Annotated in this window: 16 protein-coding genes; 2 read left to right on the forward strand and 14 right to left on the reverse strand. The window is 54.7% G+C overall.

What is annotated here, in order from left to right; all coding sequences use genetic code 11:
• Window positions 1–99: 99 nt before the first annotated feature.
• The 5 genes from spoVAE to RGB73_RS24780 all read right to left on the reverse strand — a co-directional run bounded on the left by spoVAE (window position 100) and on the right by RGB73_RS24780 (window position 3,118).
• Window positions 100–450, reverse strand: a complete 351-nt coding sequence (gene spoVAE, locus RGB73_RS24760) for a stage V sporulation protein AE (RefSeq protein ID WP_310765518.1) — start codon at window positions 448–450, stop codon at window positions 100–102.
• A 21-nt stretch (window positions 451–471) separates the two neighbouring features.
• Window positions 472–1,473 carry a stage V sporulation protein AD gene (spoVAD, locus tag RGB73_RS24765; RefSeq protein ID WP_310765521.1) on the reverse strand — a complete coding sequence of 334 codons (1,002 nt, stop codon included), beginning with the start codon at window positions 1,471–1,473 and terminating at the stop codon, window positions 472–474.
• A gap of 3 nt (window positions 1,474–1,476) precedes the next feature.
• The gene (gene spoVAC / locus RGB73_RS24770) at window positions 1,477–1,962 is read right to left on the reverse strand and encodes a stage V sporulation protein AC (protein WP_310765523.1); all 486 of its coding nucleotides are present in this window, start codon (window positions 1,960–1,962) and stop codon (window positions 1,477–1,479) included.
• Window positions 1,963–1,976: 14 nt separating this feature from the next.
• Window positions 1,977–2,837, reverse strand: coding sequence for a DUF421 domain-containing protein (locus RGB73_RS24775; protein WP_310765525.1), 861 nt, complete (start codon window positions 2,835–2,837; stop codon window positions 1,977–1,979).
• Window positions 2,838–2,911: 74 nt separating this feature from the next.
• Window positions 2,912–3,118: a DUF1657 domain-containing protein gene (locus RGB73_RS24780; protein ID WP_310765528.1), complete on the reverse strand. Its 207-nt coding sequence runs from the start codon at window positions 3,116–3,118 to the stop codon at window positions 2,912–2,914.
• A gap of 235 nt (window positions 3,119–3,353) precedes the next feature.
• Here RGB73_RS24780 and RGB73_RS24785 point away from each other — a divergent pair, with 235 nt between their 5' ends.
• Together RGB73_RS24785 and RGB73_RS24790 are read left to right on the forward strand one after the other, a co-directional pair.
• Complete coding sequence (locus RGB73_RS24785; protein WP_310765531.1) at window positions 3,354–4,220, forward strand: AraC family transcriptional regulator; 867 nt, start codon at window positions 3,354–3,356, stop codon at window positions 4,218–4,220.
• Window positions 4,221–4,579: 359 nt separating this feature from the next.
• Window positions 4,580–6,172 carry a GMC family oxidoreductase gene (locus RGB73_RS24790; RefSeq protein WP_310765534.1) on the forward strand — a complete coding sequence of 531 codons (1,593 nt, stop codon included), beginning with the start codon at window positions 4,580–4,582 and terminating at the stop codon, window positions 6,170–6,172.
• A 198-nt stretch (window positions 6,173–6,370) separates the two neighbouring features.
• Here RGB73_RS24790 and RGB73_RS24795 read toward each other — a convergent pair whose 3' ends face one another.
• The 9 genes from RGB73_RS24795 to RGB73_RS24835 form a co-directional block, all read right to left on the reverse strand.
• Window positions 6,371–6,787 carry a DUF1259 domain-containing protein gene (locus tag RGB73_RS24795; protein WP_310765537.1) on the reverse strand — a complete coding sequence of 139 codons (417 nt, stop codon included), beginning with the start codon at window positions 6,785–6,787 and terminating at the stop codon, window positions 6,371–6,373.
• Window positions 6,788–6,979: 192 nt separating this feature from the next.
• Complete coding sequence (locus RGB73_RS24800; RefSeq protein WP_310765539.1) at window positions 6,980–7,783, reverse strand: M55 family metallopeptidase; 804 nt, start codon at window positions 7,781–7,783, stop codon at window positions 6,980–6,982.
• Window positions 7,780–8,508 (reverse strand): gamma-glutamyl-gamma-aminobutyrate hydrolase family protein, encoded by a 729-nt coding sequence (locus tag RGB73_RS24805; RefSeq protein ID WP_310765541.1) that lies wholly within the window; start codon window positions 8,506–8,508, stop codon window positions 7,780–7,782. The genes RGB73_RS24800 and RGB73_RS24805 overlap by 4 nt, the downstream gene beginning before the upstream one ends.
• Window positions 8,509–8,575: 67 nt before the next feature.
• Window positions 8,576–10,237: a peptide ABC transporter substrate-binding protein gene (locus RGB73_RS24810; RefSeq protein WP_310765545.1), complete on the reverse strand. Its 1,662-nt coding sequence runs from the start codon at window positions 10,235–10,237 to the stop codon at window positions 8,576–8,578.
• 80 nt (window positions 10,238–10,317) lie between these two features.
• A complete protein-coding gene (locus tag RGB73_RS24815) occupies window positions 10,318–11,301 on the reverse strand; it encodes an ABC transporter ATP-binding protein (protein ID WP_310765547.1) in 984 nt (327 codons plus the stop codon).
• On the reverse strand, window positions 11,301–12,299 hold the full coding sequence (locus tag RGB73_RS24820; protein WP_310765548.1) for an ABC transporter ATP-binding protein: 999 nt from the start codon (window positions 12,297–12,299) through the stop codon (window positions 11,301–11,303). Before RGB73_RS24820 ends, RGB73_RS24815 begins: the two co-directional genes overlap by 1 nt.
• 14 nt (window positions 12,300–12,313) lie before the next feature.
• On the reverse strand, window positions 12,314–13,291 hold the full coding sequence (locus RGB73_RS24825) for an ABC transporter permease (protein WP_310765550.1): 978 nt from the start codon (window positions 13,289–13,291) through the stop codon (window positions 12,314–12,316).
• Window positions 13,292–13,298: 7 nt separating this feature from the next.
• Window positions 13,299–14,225, reverse strand: a complete 927-nt coding sequence (locus tag RGB73_RS24830) for an ABC transporter permease (protein WP_310765553.1) — start codon at window positions 14,223–14,225, stop codon at window positions 13,299–13,301.
• A 32-nt stretch (window positions 14,226–14,257) separates the two neighbouring features.
• Complete coding sequence (locus RGB73_RS24835; protein ID WP_310765555.1) at window positions 14,258–15,538, reverse strand: hypothetical protein; 1,281 nt, start codon at window positions 15,536–15,538, stop codon at window positions 14,258–14,260.
• Window positions 15,539–15,567 lie beyond the last annotated feature (29 nt).

The following is a 15,567-nucleotide window of genomic DNA, read 5'->3' on the forward strand; positions in this document are numbered from 1 at the left end:
CTCGCCAGAAAAAGAAATCTTGCCATTTGAAAAAACCCCGTACGCACCGGGGTTTCTTGTTCGTTCACCAGTTGCACAAGCCGGACTTTCCATCGGGATTCAACCCTTCGGCCGAAACAAGAGCGCCATAATGAACCCAAATACAATCGCCGCCGATATACCGGCACTGGTCACTTCAAAAATTCCCGTGACAATGCCGATCAGTCCCGTTTTTTCCGCTTCCGCCATCGCGCCGTGCACCAGCGCATTGCCAAAGCTGGTAATCGGCACGGTTGCCCCCGCGCCTGCAAACTTGATCAACGGTTCGTACAAGCCTACGCCATCCAGCACCGCCCCGGCCACTACCAAGGACGACATGGTGTGGGCCGGGGTTAATTTCACCACATCAATCAGAAACTGTCCGATCAGGCAGATCGTTCCACCCACCAGAAATGCCCAGAGAAACGTCATGCTCCCCCTCCTTACCGCTATTTACGCTTCGATCGCTACGGCGTGGGCGATGCACGGAATGCTCTCGCCTTGCTGGTACGAAATGGGGGAAAGCAGCGCTCCCGTGGCAACCACCAGCATCCGCTTGATCTTGCCTGCCTTCATTTTTCCGAGCAAATGGCCATACGTGACAGTCGCGCAGCAACCGCATCCGCTTCCTCCTGACCATACTTGGGGATTGTCCCCGTAAATCAGCATGCCGCAATCCACGTATCGATCCAGCGGAATATGTACGTTGTGATTGGGGAGCAGTTCAGAGAGAATGGAATGCCCGACCTTTCCCAGATCGCCAGTGACGACCAGGTCGTAGTGGTCGTGCGGTAGCTGCAAATCCCGAAAGTGCGTCTCCAATGTCGCCAATGCTGCCGGCGCCATGGCTCCTCCCATGTTGAACGGGTCGCTCAAGCCCATATCCACGATTTTGCCGATGGTCGCCGCCTGGATGCGCGGCCCGCTCCCTTCCTTTGCGACGACGGCTGCCCCGGCTCCCGTGACGGTCCATTGGGCGGTAGGCGGTTTTTGCCCGCCGTATTCCGTCGGATAGCGGTACTGCTTTTCAGCGGCAGCATTGTGGCTGCTGGTAGCTGCCAATACGTAATCAGCAGCCCCGCTGTCTACCAGCTGGGCTGCCAGGGCCAAGCCTTCCATCGAGGTGGAGCAAGCGCCGAAAATTCCGAGGAAAGGGATGGCGAGCGTGCGGGCCGAAAAGTTGGCGGAAATCGTTTGATTCATCAAATCGCCGGCCAGCATGAAATGAATTTGTTCTTTGGTGAGATTCGCCTTCGCGATGGCTTTGTCGCAGGCTTCCTCCAGCAATACCCGCTCCGCCTTTTCCCAGCTGTCCTGGCCCATCATGAGGTCGCCGTGAAGCGTATCAAAATCTTCGGCCAGCGGTCCCTTCGCCTCGAATGGACCGCCAATCGCAGCCGAGGCGGCAATGACCGGCTTGCTGGGAAACACCCAGGACTGGTGACCTTGGCGCATGCTTCATTCCCCCATTGTTGACAAGATGTTGAACACGGTCTTGATCAGCCCAATGAAAAATGCGGAAGTGACCCCAAATACAATCACGGATCCCGCCAGCTTGAACATGTTTCCGCCTACTCCCAGGACGAATCCTTCGCTGCGGTGATCGATCGCCGCAGACGCGATGGAATTGGCGAACCCTGTAACCGGGACGCTCGTTCCCGCGCCGGCCCACTGAGCGATCCGGTCATACAGCCCCAGTCCGGTCAGCAGGGCTGAAAGGAAGATCAATACGGCCGCAGTCGGATTGCCTGCCGTCTTCTCCGTGAAGTCAAAATAACGAATGAACATCTCCTGCAGAGCTTGTCCGATCAGACAAATGACGCCGCCCACCAGAAAGGCCCTGACGAAGTTTCGTGCCAGAGGCCGGGGAGGCTCATGCCGTTTGGCCAGCTCCTGATATTTCAGTTGCGTCAACGTAAGCTTTTTCTTTTTTTGGTCAGCCATGCAAATCACTCCCGTCAGCGTATCAAGAGCGGCCTTACCTGATCGATCACGCCCTGCAGCTTTTCCGCGTCGTACTGGTAAAACCGTTTCATCCGCTTGTCCTGTGTATCCAGGGCAAACAGCTCCAAATCCGCCTGGCATTTTTTCAAGGTGGCATACGTCAGCTTCATCTCAATGGGCTGGGCTACCTGCAATTTGTCGTCATACAAGTCCAGATACAGCTGCCCGCCTTTGTCGACTTGCCCGAGAAATACGTTCTCCAGCGCAACTCCGGCTTTTTCCAGCTCGGTCCTCAGCCATCTGCGGTTCAGCCCGATCGTCGCCAATGGTTCGTCCATGATGACGCCGTCCATAATGACCGCCTGGGGCTCTTCCGCAGGAGAGACGACCAGCTCCAGGTGCTGTGGAGTGACAGGCTGATTCTGCGACTTGAGCAGCACGCTTACTTCTCCGTTCGCTTCCATCAAGGCAAATTCCACGTCTGCCGCACGGAACACATTTTTAATTCGCAATTGTTCCAGCAGGTCTTCCGTCGTCAGCCGCTCTTTTTTCAGGTTGTCTTCCAGAATCTTGCCGTCTTTGATGAGAATCGTGGCGTTGCCCTCCACCAGATTCCGGATTGTCTTGCTTTTCAACGACAGCCAATCCATTAAAACGGGAAACAGCCCGATGATGGTCAAGGCGATCAGACTGTGGTACATGGGGCCATCCATGTCCGTCGCCATGAAGGCAGCGATGGATCCGATGGTGATTCCCACGATGTACTCGATGTATGTAAGCTGACGAATCTGCCTTTTTCCAATCAGCTTGGTCAGCACAAACAAATACACGATGGCTACTACGGACCGGATGACAAGATTAAGCCATTCAGGCATGTTCCACCTACCCCCAATTCCCTTCAGGGACCGGAAGAGGAACACTCCTCTTCCTGGCACCTGGTTGGAAGCAATTAGAATCCTTTATATTGCGGTTCTTCGTTTTCCAGTTCTGTCACGCGTTGTTCCAGGTTGGTGAGAATGGATTTGGTCTGTTCAGCCGCTTGTGTATACAGTTGCTTTGCCTGTTGGTTTTGGGTGCTGAGTGCAAACGATTCCAGATTCGCCTGCGCGCCCTTCAAACTTGCCAGGGTTTGCTTTACTTGGGATGCTACTGTCATTTTTATCACCTCCTACCCCCATTAGAATCAACTAGGTGCCAGCGTTTTATCCTTTCGCGAAAGTCTGCCGCAGCAACACATTCAGGAAGAAGAGGGAACAATATCCAATCGTCAAGAAGTCGCTCGACCGTTTCTGCGTGCCGAATTGTCGTTCGGCATCCTTGCATTTTTGTGCGGGAAAAGCAAGGCTTTGCTTCCCAACTCCCTGTATACTGGAAACAAAAGGAGGACGACCATGGCTTGGATGAAGAGAATGAACGACGCTCTCGGCTACATAGAGGAAAACCTGGCAGGCAGGATTGATCATGCCCAAGCGGCGAAAATCGCTTGCTGCTCTGTCCATCATTTTCAACGGATGTTCTCGTTTATCGCAGGAGTACCGCTCTCCGAATACATCAGACGAAGGCGGCTGACTCTTTCCGCTTTCGAACTGCAAACCACCGGCGGCAAAGTGCTCGACATCGCCCTCAAGTACGGATACGATTCTCCGGAAGCATTTGCTCGCGCTTTTCACGCGTTGCACGGAGTTGCTCCGACCGCTGCGCGGAATTCCGGTGTACCGCTGCAGGCATACCCGCGTATGGCTTTTTCCCTTACCGTGAAAGGAGAGGTCGGAATGAAGTATCGGATCGAACAAACCGAAGCGTTTTCAGTCGTAGGTTTCAAAGAACGGGTCCCTATGAAGGACGCTTTTCAAGTGATTCCCCGCCTGTGGGAGCAGGCAAAAGAAAAGGGACAAATGGATCAGCTCATCGAGCTCCTTTGGTCGGAACCTACACGTATGCCACGAGGAATACTCGGAATTTGTGCCGACGGAAATTTCGGAACCAATGACGAGTTTGATTACTACCTGGCTTCCCTTTCCGATCGGGAGCCTGCAGAAGGCATGGAGAAGCTGAATTTCCCAAAGAGCACCTGGGCCGTGTTTGAAATTACTCCGGACTTGGATGTTCAAGGAATTTGGCAAAGGCTGTACACCGAGTGGATTCCTACTTCCGAGTACGAACTGGCAAACGTGCCCGGCATCGAATGCTATTGTCCCCCTGGGCACCACCCCCAAGCCGAAGTATGGATCGCGGTCGAAAAAAAGCAGGGCAGATGATGGATCCTCTACTTCCGGATGTTTCTCCAGAAGACATAACCGATGAACACGAGCACGAGAAGCAAACCGACGAATGCCGTACCTACGGTTAAAATCGCATACCCCTCCACCTTTCCGCAAAATGGGTGCCTGCTGTGTTTGAAGTATGCGCCCTCTCTATTTTCCCTATACGGCTTCCCGCTTGCTTGCCCATTCTTTCCCCTCCTTTCTTCCGATGGGACAAATAAACATGCAAAGTATCGAGCCCGTACATAGAAATACAGTATTGACTGGCTTTCCGCCATTTTGGGCTCTCCGACGCCTGTTTGGCTCGTCCGGGATGCTTGCAAGCTACCTTCCTATACTGAGAGGGATGAAAAGTGGGATCACATCGAAAGAAAGATGGGGATTTGGTTTATGACTACATTATTGTCGGGACAGGTCCGGCCGGGGCCGTGTTGGCAAAAACGCTGACGGATGATAAAAAAACCTCCGTTTTGTTACTGGAGGCAGGGGACAATAACGATCAGGATGAACCGATCCGAGATTCAACATTCGCTCCCGAGCTGGAAGAACTATTCTTTCCACAGTATTTTTGGCAAGGCGAGGGAGTCCCCCAGGAAGCCCTGGACGACCGTTCCTTTGAATGGACGACCGGCAGGCTTTCGGGCGGCGGATCATCGATCAACGGCGAGCAGTATGTCCGACCTACATCAGCTGTGCTTGCAGAATGGGAAAGGCTCCTCGGTCCCCTTTGGTCGCCTCAGCTGGCACTGGAGCGCTTCAAAGCCTTGGAGAATTTTCACGGAATCTCGGGCACGTCCGAAGTACATGGACACAACGGTCGTATCGACATTCGCCAGGCCCCGACGGATCCGACGGTCATGGCCAGAAAGCTGGTTAGAGCGATCGAGCAGGCAACGGGATTCAAAGAAATCGTCGACTACAACAATCCGCAGACACCACTCGGCCCTTTTACCCGCTGGCAGTTGTATCAAATGCCAAATGGTCAACGGGAAAGCTCCTCCACCGCTTTTCTCTCATCGGATATCATGACTCCTGCCGGCCGTGGGGTTCAAGGCCGAAAGCTGCGGGTTCTTTATAAGTCGACAGCCCTTCGCATCCTGTTTCGTCAGCAGCGTGCCGTTGGCGTGGAATTTCTCAGGGCTGGCCAGCGCGTCCGTGCTCATGCTCGCCGGAAAATCATCGTTTCGGCCGGAATCAATAGTCCGCAGCTTTTGATGCTCTCCGGGATTGGGCCCGCTTCCATGCTTGAACAAGCAGGGATTCCTGTCATATTCGATAATCCGCACGTGGGTCAAAACCTTACGAACCACACGCTAAACTTCGCGACCTTTACCACCAATCCGCTCGATCGTCCCCTGCCTTTGAATGATCCGAATGCTCTGTATACAGGCGGAGCCTTCTTGCCAGATCCCACTCCCGGCTCCGATCAAAGCCGTCGCGGAGTGCAGCTGATCGGGCTGGGATCGGAAAATCAGCTGACGATCGCGATTCTTTATTTGCAGCCCAAAAGCCGTGGCTCCATTCAACTGCAGAACAACGATCCTTTGAAGATCGTGCTCGCAGATGAAGGATTTTTGAACAACCCGGCGGACATGGAAGCCGTAAAAGCCATCTACAGGACGTACATCAGGAATATCGCGGCAAAGCTGACGGCGATCGATCAAAGGTACCGCCTGGTCTCACCCACCCTGGATATCATCAACAACGACGCCAGGCTGGAGGACTTCATCCGGCAAAATTTTGACCATAACCATCATCAGCAGGCGTTCTTGCGGATGGCTCCTTTGCGCGAGGGAGGCGTGGTCGATCGGCGGGGGCATGTCCACGGCGTGGAAGATTTGATTGTGGCTGACGCTTCCATCATTCCGTTTACCGTTGACGGAAATACTTCGGCTGCTGCTTATCTGATTGGGTATACGATTGCTCAGCAATTGCGGAAAAAGTAGCGTTTCTTGGTTGCAACTGTTGCCGTGGGGGCGGAAAAAGCAGAAAACGCTGTGGCTCTTGGGGCGCAGCAGTGAAGCATTGACTGGCCAGCTCCATTCCAAAAGAGGAACCAACAAAAAGAGGCCGCCTGTCCGTATTTGTCTACGGATGGGCAGCCTGTCTTATCGACTGGGAGTCAAGAAATCTGTCTTGCCGTTTTAACCCAGGAACGCAATCGCTCGTTTGCTTTTTCTCGCAAAGGCGACAGGGTTGTCGATCGATTCCCAGTGAATGTACATGAGACGGGGGTTTTCAAACAGCCAGTGGTTGTGCAGAGCGGTCACTTTGATGCCTTGTCTGCGCAGGTTGGAAATCAATCGGTTGGCTTGATTTTGGAAGCAGGCGGTTTCACCCAGGCAGAGGGCACGTCCCGAGCTGTCCAGCCTTTCGAACGAGAACAGTTGGTACCGTACCAGTGGCGATGTGGTCTTCCTTCCCAAAATCGATGCGTTCAACTTTCTGGCCCTGCTCACAAAGCAAACCGGACCGGGATCAATTTCGTGCTCCCCTCCCAAGATCCTTGCAAATTGGTTGCAAAGCATTCTGAACCGCGGGCTAACTTTTACTTTTGCCATGCTGATCCTCCTCCTTTTACCATATCGTATGGACCAAGCAATCGGAGGGATTGTACACATCACCCGCTATAGTGACACATTTTTTATAAAAGGACTCCTGATAGTCAAAGCCCAATCGAAAAAAGGCCAACCAGATCTTTCTGGTTGGCCTTCCCCCGGGACATTTCCCCGGCAATCCTGGCTTACAGCTAGTTACAAGACAAAGAACAGGAAACGCAGCACTTCCATATAATCATCGGTCTCAAAGGCAACTGTTTTGGGGCCAGTTTGCTTGGCGCCAGGGTAGAATGAACCGCTGTACGCGTGGTAGTGCTCGCGAAAAGCGATCTCGACGTGGAACGATTCAGGCAAAGGAACGAGGTACTTGGACAGGTCGTCCTTATCCCCGAGAACCGTCTTTACCTCTTCCTTGATCTTTTGCAGCGCCAGATTGGGGTGGATCGAGAGCGACGCGTTGCCGATCCCTTCGCTGACGGGAACGATCCTGATGTTCGGGTTCAGCTTCTGGGCATCCTCGCAAATCAGCTTGTCGCCGGTCGCGAGCAAGACGGGTACGCCCTTGTAGGAAGCCGTGAAGGCATTGATCATCAGCTCGCTGGCGATTTCTCCGTTGATTTTCACGTATTCGTTGCGCATGTTCATGGTATGGGCGAGCGGGTTGCCGTTTTTGCCTCCGGCCGAGTGGTAGCCGATAAAGAACACGCCGGCAAAACTTTCGTCCAGCCCGGCCATCATGAGAAACGGGTCTTTCGTCCAGCCGCGGAGGATTCTCACTTTTTCCGGCAGCTTCGACGGGTCGAGGTTGCGGGCCGTGCTGTGCGCATCCTTGACGAGAATATCCTCTACTCCGGCTTCGAATGCCGCTTCGCAGGCGGCGTTCACTTCCTTGCTCATCTGCTCGGTGAAATACTTGCTGAAGGACTTCTCGATGTCGGCTTCGTCCCAGTTTGCAATCCCCGTGATACCCTCGATGTCTGCGCTAATGAACAGCTTCATACAGCTACCTCCTTTTTATAGGCAAGCGATGCCTGGACAAACGCCTGGAACAGCCCCGTGAACTTCGGGTGCCGCTTGGTCATGGCCTCCGGATGCCATTGGACGCCCAGCAGGAACCGCTCTTCCGTGCTTTCGACGGCCTCCACGATCCCGTCCTCGGAATACGCCGTCGCCACGAGATTTTTTCCCAGCGCTTTGACCGCTTGATGATGGAACGAGTTGGTAAAGATCCGCTCTTCGCCAAAGATCTCGTAGAGCTTCGACCCCTTTTGGATCTGTACGGAGTGGTACAACTCATCCGCAGCGGTATGCTCGGGAGAATGGCCCAGCGTGCCTGGACACTGGCTGTAAATGTCCTGATAAAGGCTGCCTTCCAGCGCCACATTGATCAGTTGAATCCCCCGGCAGATCCCAAAGATGGGCATCTTCTTTTCATACGCGCCCCGAAACAGGGAGAGCTCGTACTCATCCCGAATCGATGACATCGAGTGCAGCTGCCTGACGGGATTTTCGCCATAGTAGTAAGGAGCGATGTCGTTTCCTCCCGTGAACAGCAGACCATCCACCATGTCCAGGTACGCTTCGTAGTCCGCTTCGCCTTCGACGATGGGAATCGTGACAGGAAGCCCTCCCGCAGCGTAGACCGAGTCGACGTAATTGCGATTCACCGTACTGTACTTCGAAGCGTCAGACAGGAACGTCGTCACTCCAATGATTGGTTTCATAGCAGCCTCTCCCACGAGTCAGGGCCCAAAAGCTGACGCCCTCTGGCCCCTGACTTCCATCTATGGTTTATTCTACATGCGCATACTCAAAAATGGTATGACCGATATAGTTTTTCAGCACGCCTTTGACATTCGGCTTCGCCAGGAACTGATCCTCAAAGAAACGCAGCGGCATGAGCGGCATTTCATCCACCAGGATTTTTTCCGCCTTCACGAAGTTTTCCATCCGCTTTGCCTGATCGGAAATCTTGCGGTTCTCTTCGAGTAGACGGTCGTATTCGGCGCTGCTCCACCGCATGTCGTCGGACGTATTGACACTTTCGAAAATGTCCAGATTGGTCATCGGGTCCGGGTAGTCTCCCGTCCAGCCGTCATCGGCGATGTTGAAGTTGCCATTGTCGATTTCATCCCAATACACCTTCGATTCAAACGTCTGGATGTTCACGTTCACGCCCAGATTTTGCTTCCACATGCTTTGCAGGGCTTGCGCGACGTCTTTGGCGGTCTGGTTGGCCTGCACGATCATCGTGACTTCAGGCATTCCCTGGCCGTCCGGATAGCCGGCGTCGGCCAGCAGTTTTTTCGCCTCGTCGACATTTTCGCTGAACAGATTGCCCGCCACATCGCGGTATTCCTTGTCTTTTTGCACGCCGTCCGGAATACCGTACGGCACCATGCCAAACGCCGGTTTTTCTACGGACTGGACGATGTTCTTGATGATCTGCTCACGGTTGATTGCCATGCTGAAAGCCTTTCGCACTCTGGCGTCGTCAAAAGGCTTTTTGGACGCGTTGAAGTCGTAGTACTGCATGCCGATCCGCGGAATCGAGTAAAAGTCGGGCGTGTTCTGGTACTGCTTCATGCCTTCCGGGCTGATGTTGTCGGAGACTTGGATCTCGCCGTTTGTGTACGCGGCCAGCTCCGCCTCCGTGGACTCGATGAACACGATCTCCAGCGTATCCAGCTTCACTTTGTCCGCGTCTACGTAGTTCGGATTTTTCTTCAGGACGTATTTTTCTTTCGGCCTAAGTTCGGACAGCATGAACGGGCCGGTCGTCAAATACGTTTCGGGCGACTTCGTCCAGCCTTCCTTTTCCGCGACGTCTTTTCGCACCGGGTAATAGGCGGTGACACAAAGCAGCTCAAGGAAGTACGGCGTCGGATTTTCCAGCGTCACCTCGAGGGTGGTGTCGTCCAACGCCTTGACGCCCACGTCCTCCGCTTTTGCCTTCTTCTCGTTGTACGCTTTTCCGTTTTTCAGATAGTACAGGTAAAAGGCCGCGCCCGAAGCCACGTCGGGATTCAGCACGCGCTTCCAGGAGTACTCGAAATCCCCGGCTGTCACAGGCTTGCCGTCCGACCACTTGGCGTTGGGCTTGAGCTTGAAGGTGTACTTGGTGCCCGTCGAATCCAGTTCATACCCTTCCGCCAAGGCAGGGACAGGCTTTTTCCCGGATTCGTCGATCTTGTAAAGCCCCCGAAACAGATTTTGCAGAACAATGGATGACCGCGCATAGACGTTGAGCGTCGGGTCCATCTGCTCCGGCTCCTGACTCAGCGCATACACGATCTTCTGCTCGACCGCAGGCTTTTCTCCTTCCGCTTTGGGCGCGGTCTGCTCCTGTCCCTGCTGCTGTCCTCCCGCGGTCGTCCCTGAGCTGCTGCATCCGGCCATGACGGTAGTGATCGCGAGGAGCGCTGCCATCATCACACCGATTCGCTTTTTCATACTCGTCCCCCCTATTTTTCATATGTATATGAGCTGCCAAAAAATCGGCAGCATTCATATCCCCGCAAACGGAACTCCCCTTACTCGATCAGGTGGCAGGCGACGACGTGTCCTCCTCCGATGTCGCGCAGGCCCGGCTTTTCTTCTGCGCACCTGCCCATCGCATGGGGACAGCGCGTACGAAACGCACAGCCGCTCGGAGGATTCAACGGACTTGGCACATCACCTTGCAGATGGATTCGTTTGCTTTGTTCGGCTGTATCCGGATCCGCGATCGGCACCGCAGACAGGAGCGCCTGGGTGTACGGATGCTGCATGTTCGTGTAAAGCTCGTGGACATCGGCGTATTCAACCAGACTTCCCAGATACATCACGCCCACTTTGTGGGAGATGTGCCTGACCATCGACAAATCGTGGGACACAAACAGGTAGGTCAGTCCGAAACGCTCCTGGAGCTCCTCGAGCATATTTACCACCTGCGCCTGAATGGACACATCCAGGGCGGAAATCGGCTCGTCGCAGACGATAAACTCCGGCTCGACCGCAAGCGCACGGGCAATCCCGATCCGTTGGCGCTGCCCGCCGGAAAATTCGTGCGGATAGCGGCCCAAGTGATCGGCTTTCAGTCCTACCAGCTCGATCAGCTCCTTGACGCGGTCGATCCGGTCCTTTCCCTGGCAGATGTTGTGCACCGCCAGCGGATCGCCGACGATCTCCGCAACCGTCATCCGCGGATCGAGCGAGGCAAACGGGTCCTGGAAAATCATCTGCATTTTCTTGCGGTACGGCAGCATCTCCTTGTGGTTCAGTTTGCTGATCGACTGTCCGTCGTACAAAATATCTCCGGCGGTCGGCTCATACAGCTTTAGCAGCGTCCGTCCGATCGTCGTCTTTCCGCAGCCGGACTCGCCGACAAGGCCGAACGTCTCCCCCCTCTGAATCGCGAAGCTGACGTCGTCGACTGCCTTCAACAGTGTCCCGCTGCGGCCGAAAAAGTTTTTCTGCACCTCGAAATACTTCTTGAGATTCCTCACTTCGATCAAAGGCCGATTGGCTGCTCCCATCAGCTGATCACCTCTTTCGCGTACGGCTGCGCTTTGGGGTGCATCAGCCAGCACGCCGCCTGATGCGTCTCGGAGAGCGAGATCGGCCGGGGCGGGAGCTTCTCGCATATTTTCATGGCGTGCGGACACCTGGCCGTAAACGCGCAGCCCGCCGGTGGCCGCAGCAGGTCGGGCGGACTGCCCGGGATGGAAATGAGCTTTTTCTTTTCCCCTTCCGAAAATTGCGGGATAGAGCGCAGCAGCCCCCACGTATACGGGTGCTTCGGCTCGTAGAAGATTTCGCGGGTCGTCCCCTGCTCGACGATGGCTCCGCCGTACATGACGACGATCCGGTTGCACATGTTGGCGATCACGCCGAGGTCGTGGGTAATCATGACGATGGACACGTTCAGCTTGTTTTTGAGGTCGCGCATCAGATCGAGAATTTGTGCCTGGATCGTCACATCGAGGGCTGTGGTCGGCTCGTCTGCGATCAGCAGCTTGGGCGAACAGGACAGGGCGATCGCGATCATGACCCGCTGTCTCATGCCGCCGGAAAATTCGTGGGGATACTGCTTCAGCCTGCTCTCCGGGCTGGGGATTTCGACCATCTGCAAAATTTCGATCGCCCGTTTGCGCGCCTCTTCCTTGGACAGCTTTTGATGAATGCGCAGCGGCTCCATGATTTGCTGGCCGACGGTAAACAGCGGATTGAGGGACGTCATAGGGTCCTGAAAAATCATCCCGATGTCTTTACCGAGCATCTTTCTCATCGCCTTTTGGTTGGTGCGCAGCAGTTCGATTCCGTCGAACGAGATGCTGTCCGCCGTCAGCTCGGCGTTCGGCGGGAGCAGCTTTAACAGGGACAGCATGGACACGCTTTTGCCCGAGCCCGACTCCCCGACGATCCCGACGGATTCCCCTTTGTTTACGTGAAAGGAAATGCCTCGGACCGCCTGCACTTGTCCCGCTTCAATATGAAAGGTCGTTTTCAGATTCTGTACCTGGAGCAGTTTCATGGTTTCACCCGCCTCTATTTCTTTAACCTCGGATCCAAAGCGTCGCGCAGCCCGTCACCGATGAAGTTGAGGGCAAACATCGTGAGGCTGATCGCAATGGCCGGAAACAGCATCTGATACGGCTGGGTAAACAAGGTCGGAATCGCGTCATTCACGAGCGTGCCCCAGCTGGCCATCGGGACCTGGATGCCGATCCCCAAAAAGCTGAGGAACGCTTCGGTAAAGATCGCCGATGGAACAAGGAACGTGACCGTCACGATGATGGGCCCCATGCTGTTGGGGATGAGGTGCTTGAACAGGATGCGCATGTTGGAGGAGCCTGTGGCCCGCGCAGCCAGGACGTACTCCTGGTGCTTGAGCGTTATGACCTGCGAGCGCACCATGCGTGCAGTCCCGATCCAATACGTCAGGGACATGGCGAGGAGAATGCTTTGGATGTTGTTGCCGAGGAACATCATCAATAGGATGATGTAGAGCAGCTCCGGGACGCCGATGAGAATATCCACGATCCGCATCATGACCATGTCCACTTTGCCGCCGAAATACCCCGAAATGCCGCCGTAGATCACGCCGATCACCAGATTGATCGCGGCCGCTGCCACCCCGATCGTCAGACTGATGCGGGCACCGTACATGGCCCGAACGAAGATGTCCCGCCCGAATTTGTCCGTGCCGAACCAATGCTCTGCCGATGGGCCCTGGTTCTGGTTGGCAATGTCTTGCCCGTCGTAGGTGTACTGGGAAAAGATCGGCCCGAGGATCGCGGCGATCGTAATGATCAGGATGACGACAAGTCCGATCATCGCCAAAGGATCTTTGCGAAAGCGGCTCCACGCGTCTTGCCAGTACGATTTGCTGGGACGGGCGATACTCTCCGTCTGCCTCTGCGACTCGTCCAGCCTGGCGAAGTCTTCATCCGGCAAATCCGCCCACTCCTGGTCAAGTTCTTCGAGAGGAGGGGCTCCTTCGATTTGTTTCGCTGCATCGTTCATCGTGTCATCACTCCTCCATTTTTACCCGTCGGTCGATCACGGCGTAGAGTATGTCGACGATCAAGTTCGAGATGATGATGAAAAGTCCGAGGAAGACCGTCAGACCGAGGATGACGGAGTAATCGCGGTCGCTGATGCCGGTCACGAAGTCCCGGCCTATGCCTGGAATGGAGAATACCCGCTCCACGATAAAGCTGCCGGTCAAGAGCGCAGCCACGAGGGGGCCGAGATACGTCACAATCGGGATGATGGCATTTTTGAGAGCGTGCTTGAAAATGACGCGGTACTCGGGAACCCCTTTGGCTCTGGCTGTCAGGATGTAGTCCTGGCGCATTACTTCGAGCATGCTCGACCTCATCAGCCTGGCGATGTAGGCGATCGGCCCGAATGCAAGACCGATGACGGGCAGGATGTAGTGCTTCCAGCTCGACAAACCGTATGTAGGCAGGAGCTTCAAGACGACGGCGAACAAAAACAGCATCAGAACCGTAATGACGAAATTCGGGATGGAGATGCCGACGGTCGCAAAAATCATTGAGGCCCAATCAGCCCATTTCCCCCGCTTGATCGCAGAGGTGATCCCGAGCAGCATCCCGACGACGAGGGCGATGAGGATCGCTACCAGCCCGACCTTGGCGGATACCGGAAAGCCGCGGGAAATGAGCTCGTTTACAGTGACGTCGGCCTGCTTGAAAGAAAAGCCGAGATCCCCCTGGACGATGCTCTTCAAATAGTTCACGTATTGCACGCCAAGCGGTTCGCTCAGTCCGAACTTCTCTTCCATTTTCTCCAGCACGGCCTTGGGCACTTTTCGCTCTTCCGCCGGGCTGAAGGGGCCGCCCGGAACGGCGTGCATGAGGAAAAAGGTGATGGTGATGAGGACAAACATCGTGAGAATGCTCGCAAAAAGCCGTTTGACAATATATCCGGCCATCGGGCACCAAACCTCCTTATGCGCTCTTTGAATTACGGACTGTTCCTGACTTTCACTTCCTCTGCCAGCCGCTGCAGATCGATGCGGTAAATGGGGCGGGGCCTGCCTCTCTGGCTCATCGATTCGCTGCCGATCGCTTCTGCGATGCCTTTTTCCTTCATCCTCTGGACCATCCGCGCCGCGTTTCGCTCGCCCGTATTCATTCCGACGCTGATTTCCCGCGTCGTTACCTCGTTTTTCTGAATGAGCTGCAGCCAGGAAAACAGCTTGCGCATAGAAGTGGAGGCAAAATCGCCCTGCCGCTCGTCGATAAGCGAATAATCCAGAGTGTTTCTCGTTCCCAGCGGGCCCAGCACCTTCATTTGGTCGTCGATCAGGTAGGCGCTGTTGCCCGGATGGCGTTCGGCGAAATGAACGGCGCGCCCGGCATTGTACAAGGCTCGTTCGACGGTATCTCCCATTCCAATCCCCAGATTGATCGTTCCTTGCTCTCCGCTTCCGTTTTTGAGGATCGGGAAGCTCGTGAAGTCCTTTGTCACCTTTTCCACGATGCCCCTGGTCGTGTACAGCGTGTACTCACCGGGATCGCCGCTGGTCATGGAGGCGAACAATCTCTTGCTAAGGTCGGTTATTTTCTTGTAGTACCGCTCCTCGTGCTGGCTGTCTTCTGTCGGCCGAAGCCTGAATTGCAGCACCGTGATTTGGGCCAGCTGCTTCTTTTGATCCCTCGCGAGCCACAATGCCTTCCCCACGGTGTCGCGGATGAGCTGCTTCGTGCTCCTGATGAAAAAAACCGGCAGATGGTTGGCTTTAAGCCGCTGGTAAACGGAATGGATGCTCGTGGCGACAACTTGAGCCACTCCTTCTTGCCACAGAGACATGTGATGCTCGTAAAGCTCCTCGGAATTTTGGAAGCCGTCCATATTTTTCGAGTACCACTTCACGTTCGGGGCTTCGATCTCATCGAAAAATTCTTGCAGGTGCTTTGCTGGGATGCCGTCAAAGCTGATGATCGGAAAGAAATGATAATGGCGGTAAATTTGCATCATGGCCTTGTACAGCTCTGTTCCTTCAAAGGGGATGAAAACCGAGCAGGAATGAGGAGGGATCAGGTCTTGGGAGAGAAGGAACGGCACATCGCCACTGAAGAAATACACGTCGAAGACTTCCATGGTTGACTGGAGCAAGTCGCGCACATTTTTTTCGGAGTCGTAGATGAGCCTGGTCGGTTCGATATGCGGAAATTCCTGCAGTACGTCGCAAATGTCGTCGACAAGCAGCTTGGGTCCAATTACAGCAAATGAGAAGTGCAACCAATCACCTTCTAGCAGTCTTTAATTTG

This window comes from Brevibacillus brevis (assembly GCF_031583145.1).
Taxonomy (GTDB): domain Bacteria; phylum Bacillota; class Bacilli; order Brevibacillales; family Brevibacillaceae; genus Brevibacillus; species Brevibacillus brevis_E.

Bases quoted from the DNA above. Each gene is read 5' to 3' on its own strand.
- RGB73_RS24805 (WP_310765541.1), bottom strand. From the start codon at position 8,508: ATGAAACCAATCATTGGAGTGACGACGTTCCTGTCTGACGCTTCGAAG.
- spoVAD (WP_310765521.1), bottom strand. From the start codon at position 1,473: ATGCGCCAAGGTCACCAGTCCTGGGTGTTTCCCAGCAAGCCGGTCATT.
- RGB73_RS24785 (WP_310765531.1), top strand. From the start codon at position 3,354: ATGGCTTGGATGAAGAGAATGAACGACGCTCTCGGCTACATAGAGGAA.
- RGB73_RS24775 (WP_310765525.1), bottom strand. From the start codon at position 2,837: ATGCCTGAATGGCTTAATCTTGTCATCCGGTCCGTAGTAGCCATCGTG.
- RGB73_RS24825 (WP_310765550.1), bottom strand. From the start codon at position 13,291: ATGAACGATGCAGCGAAACAAATCGAAGGAGCCCCTCCTCTCGAAGAA.
- RGB73_RS24795 (WP_310765537.1), bottom strand. From the start codon at position 6,787: ATGGCAAAAGTAAAAGTTAGCCCGCGGTTCAGAATGCTTTGCAACCAA.
- RGB73_RS24800 (WP_310765539.1), bottom strand. From the start codon at position 7,783: ATGAAGCTGTTCATTAGCGCAGACATCGAGGGTATCACGGGGATTGCA.
- RGB73_RS24815 (WP_310765547.1), bottom strand. From the start codon at position 11,301: ATGGGAGCAGCCAATCGGCCTTTGATCGAAGTGAGGAATCTCAAGAAG.
- RGB73_RS24830 (WP_310765553.1), bottom strand. From the start codon at position 14,225: ATGGCCGGATATATTGTCAAACGGCTTTTTGCGAGCATTCTCACGATG.
- RGB73_RS24810 (WP_310765545.1), bottom strand. From the start codon at position 10,237: ATGAAAAAGCGAATCGGTGTGATGATGGCAGCGCTCCTCGCGATCACT.
- RGB73_RS24820 (WP_310765548.1), bottom strand. From the start codon at position 12,299: ATGAAACTGCTCCAGGTACAGAATCTGAAAACGACCTTTCATATTGAA.
- spoVAC (WP_310765523.1), bottom strand. From the start codon at position 1,962: ATGGCTGACCAAAAAAAGAAAAAGCTTACGTTGACGCAACTGAAATAT.
- spoVAE (WP_310765518.1), bottom strand. From the start codon at position 450: ATGACGTTTCTCTGGGCATTTCTGGTGGGTGGAACGATCTGCCTGATC.
- RGB73_RS24780 (WP_310765528.1), bottom strand. From the start codon at position 3,118: ATGACAGTAGCATCCCAAGTAAAGCAAACCCTGGCAAGTTTGAAGGGC.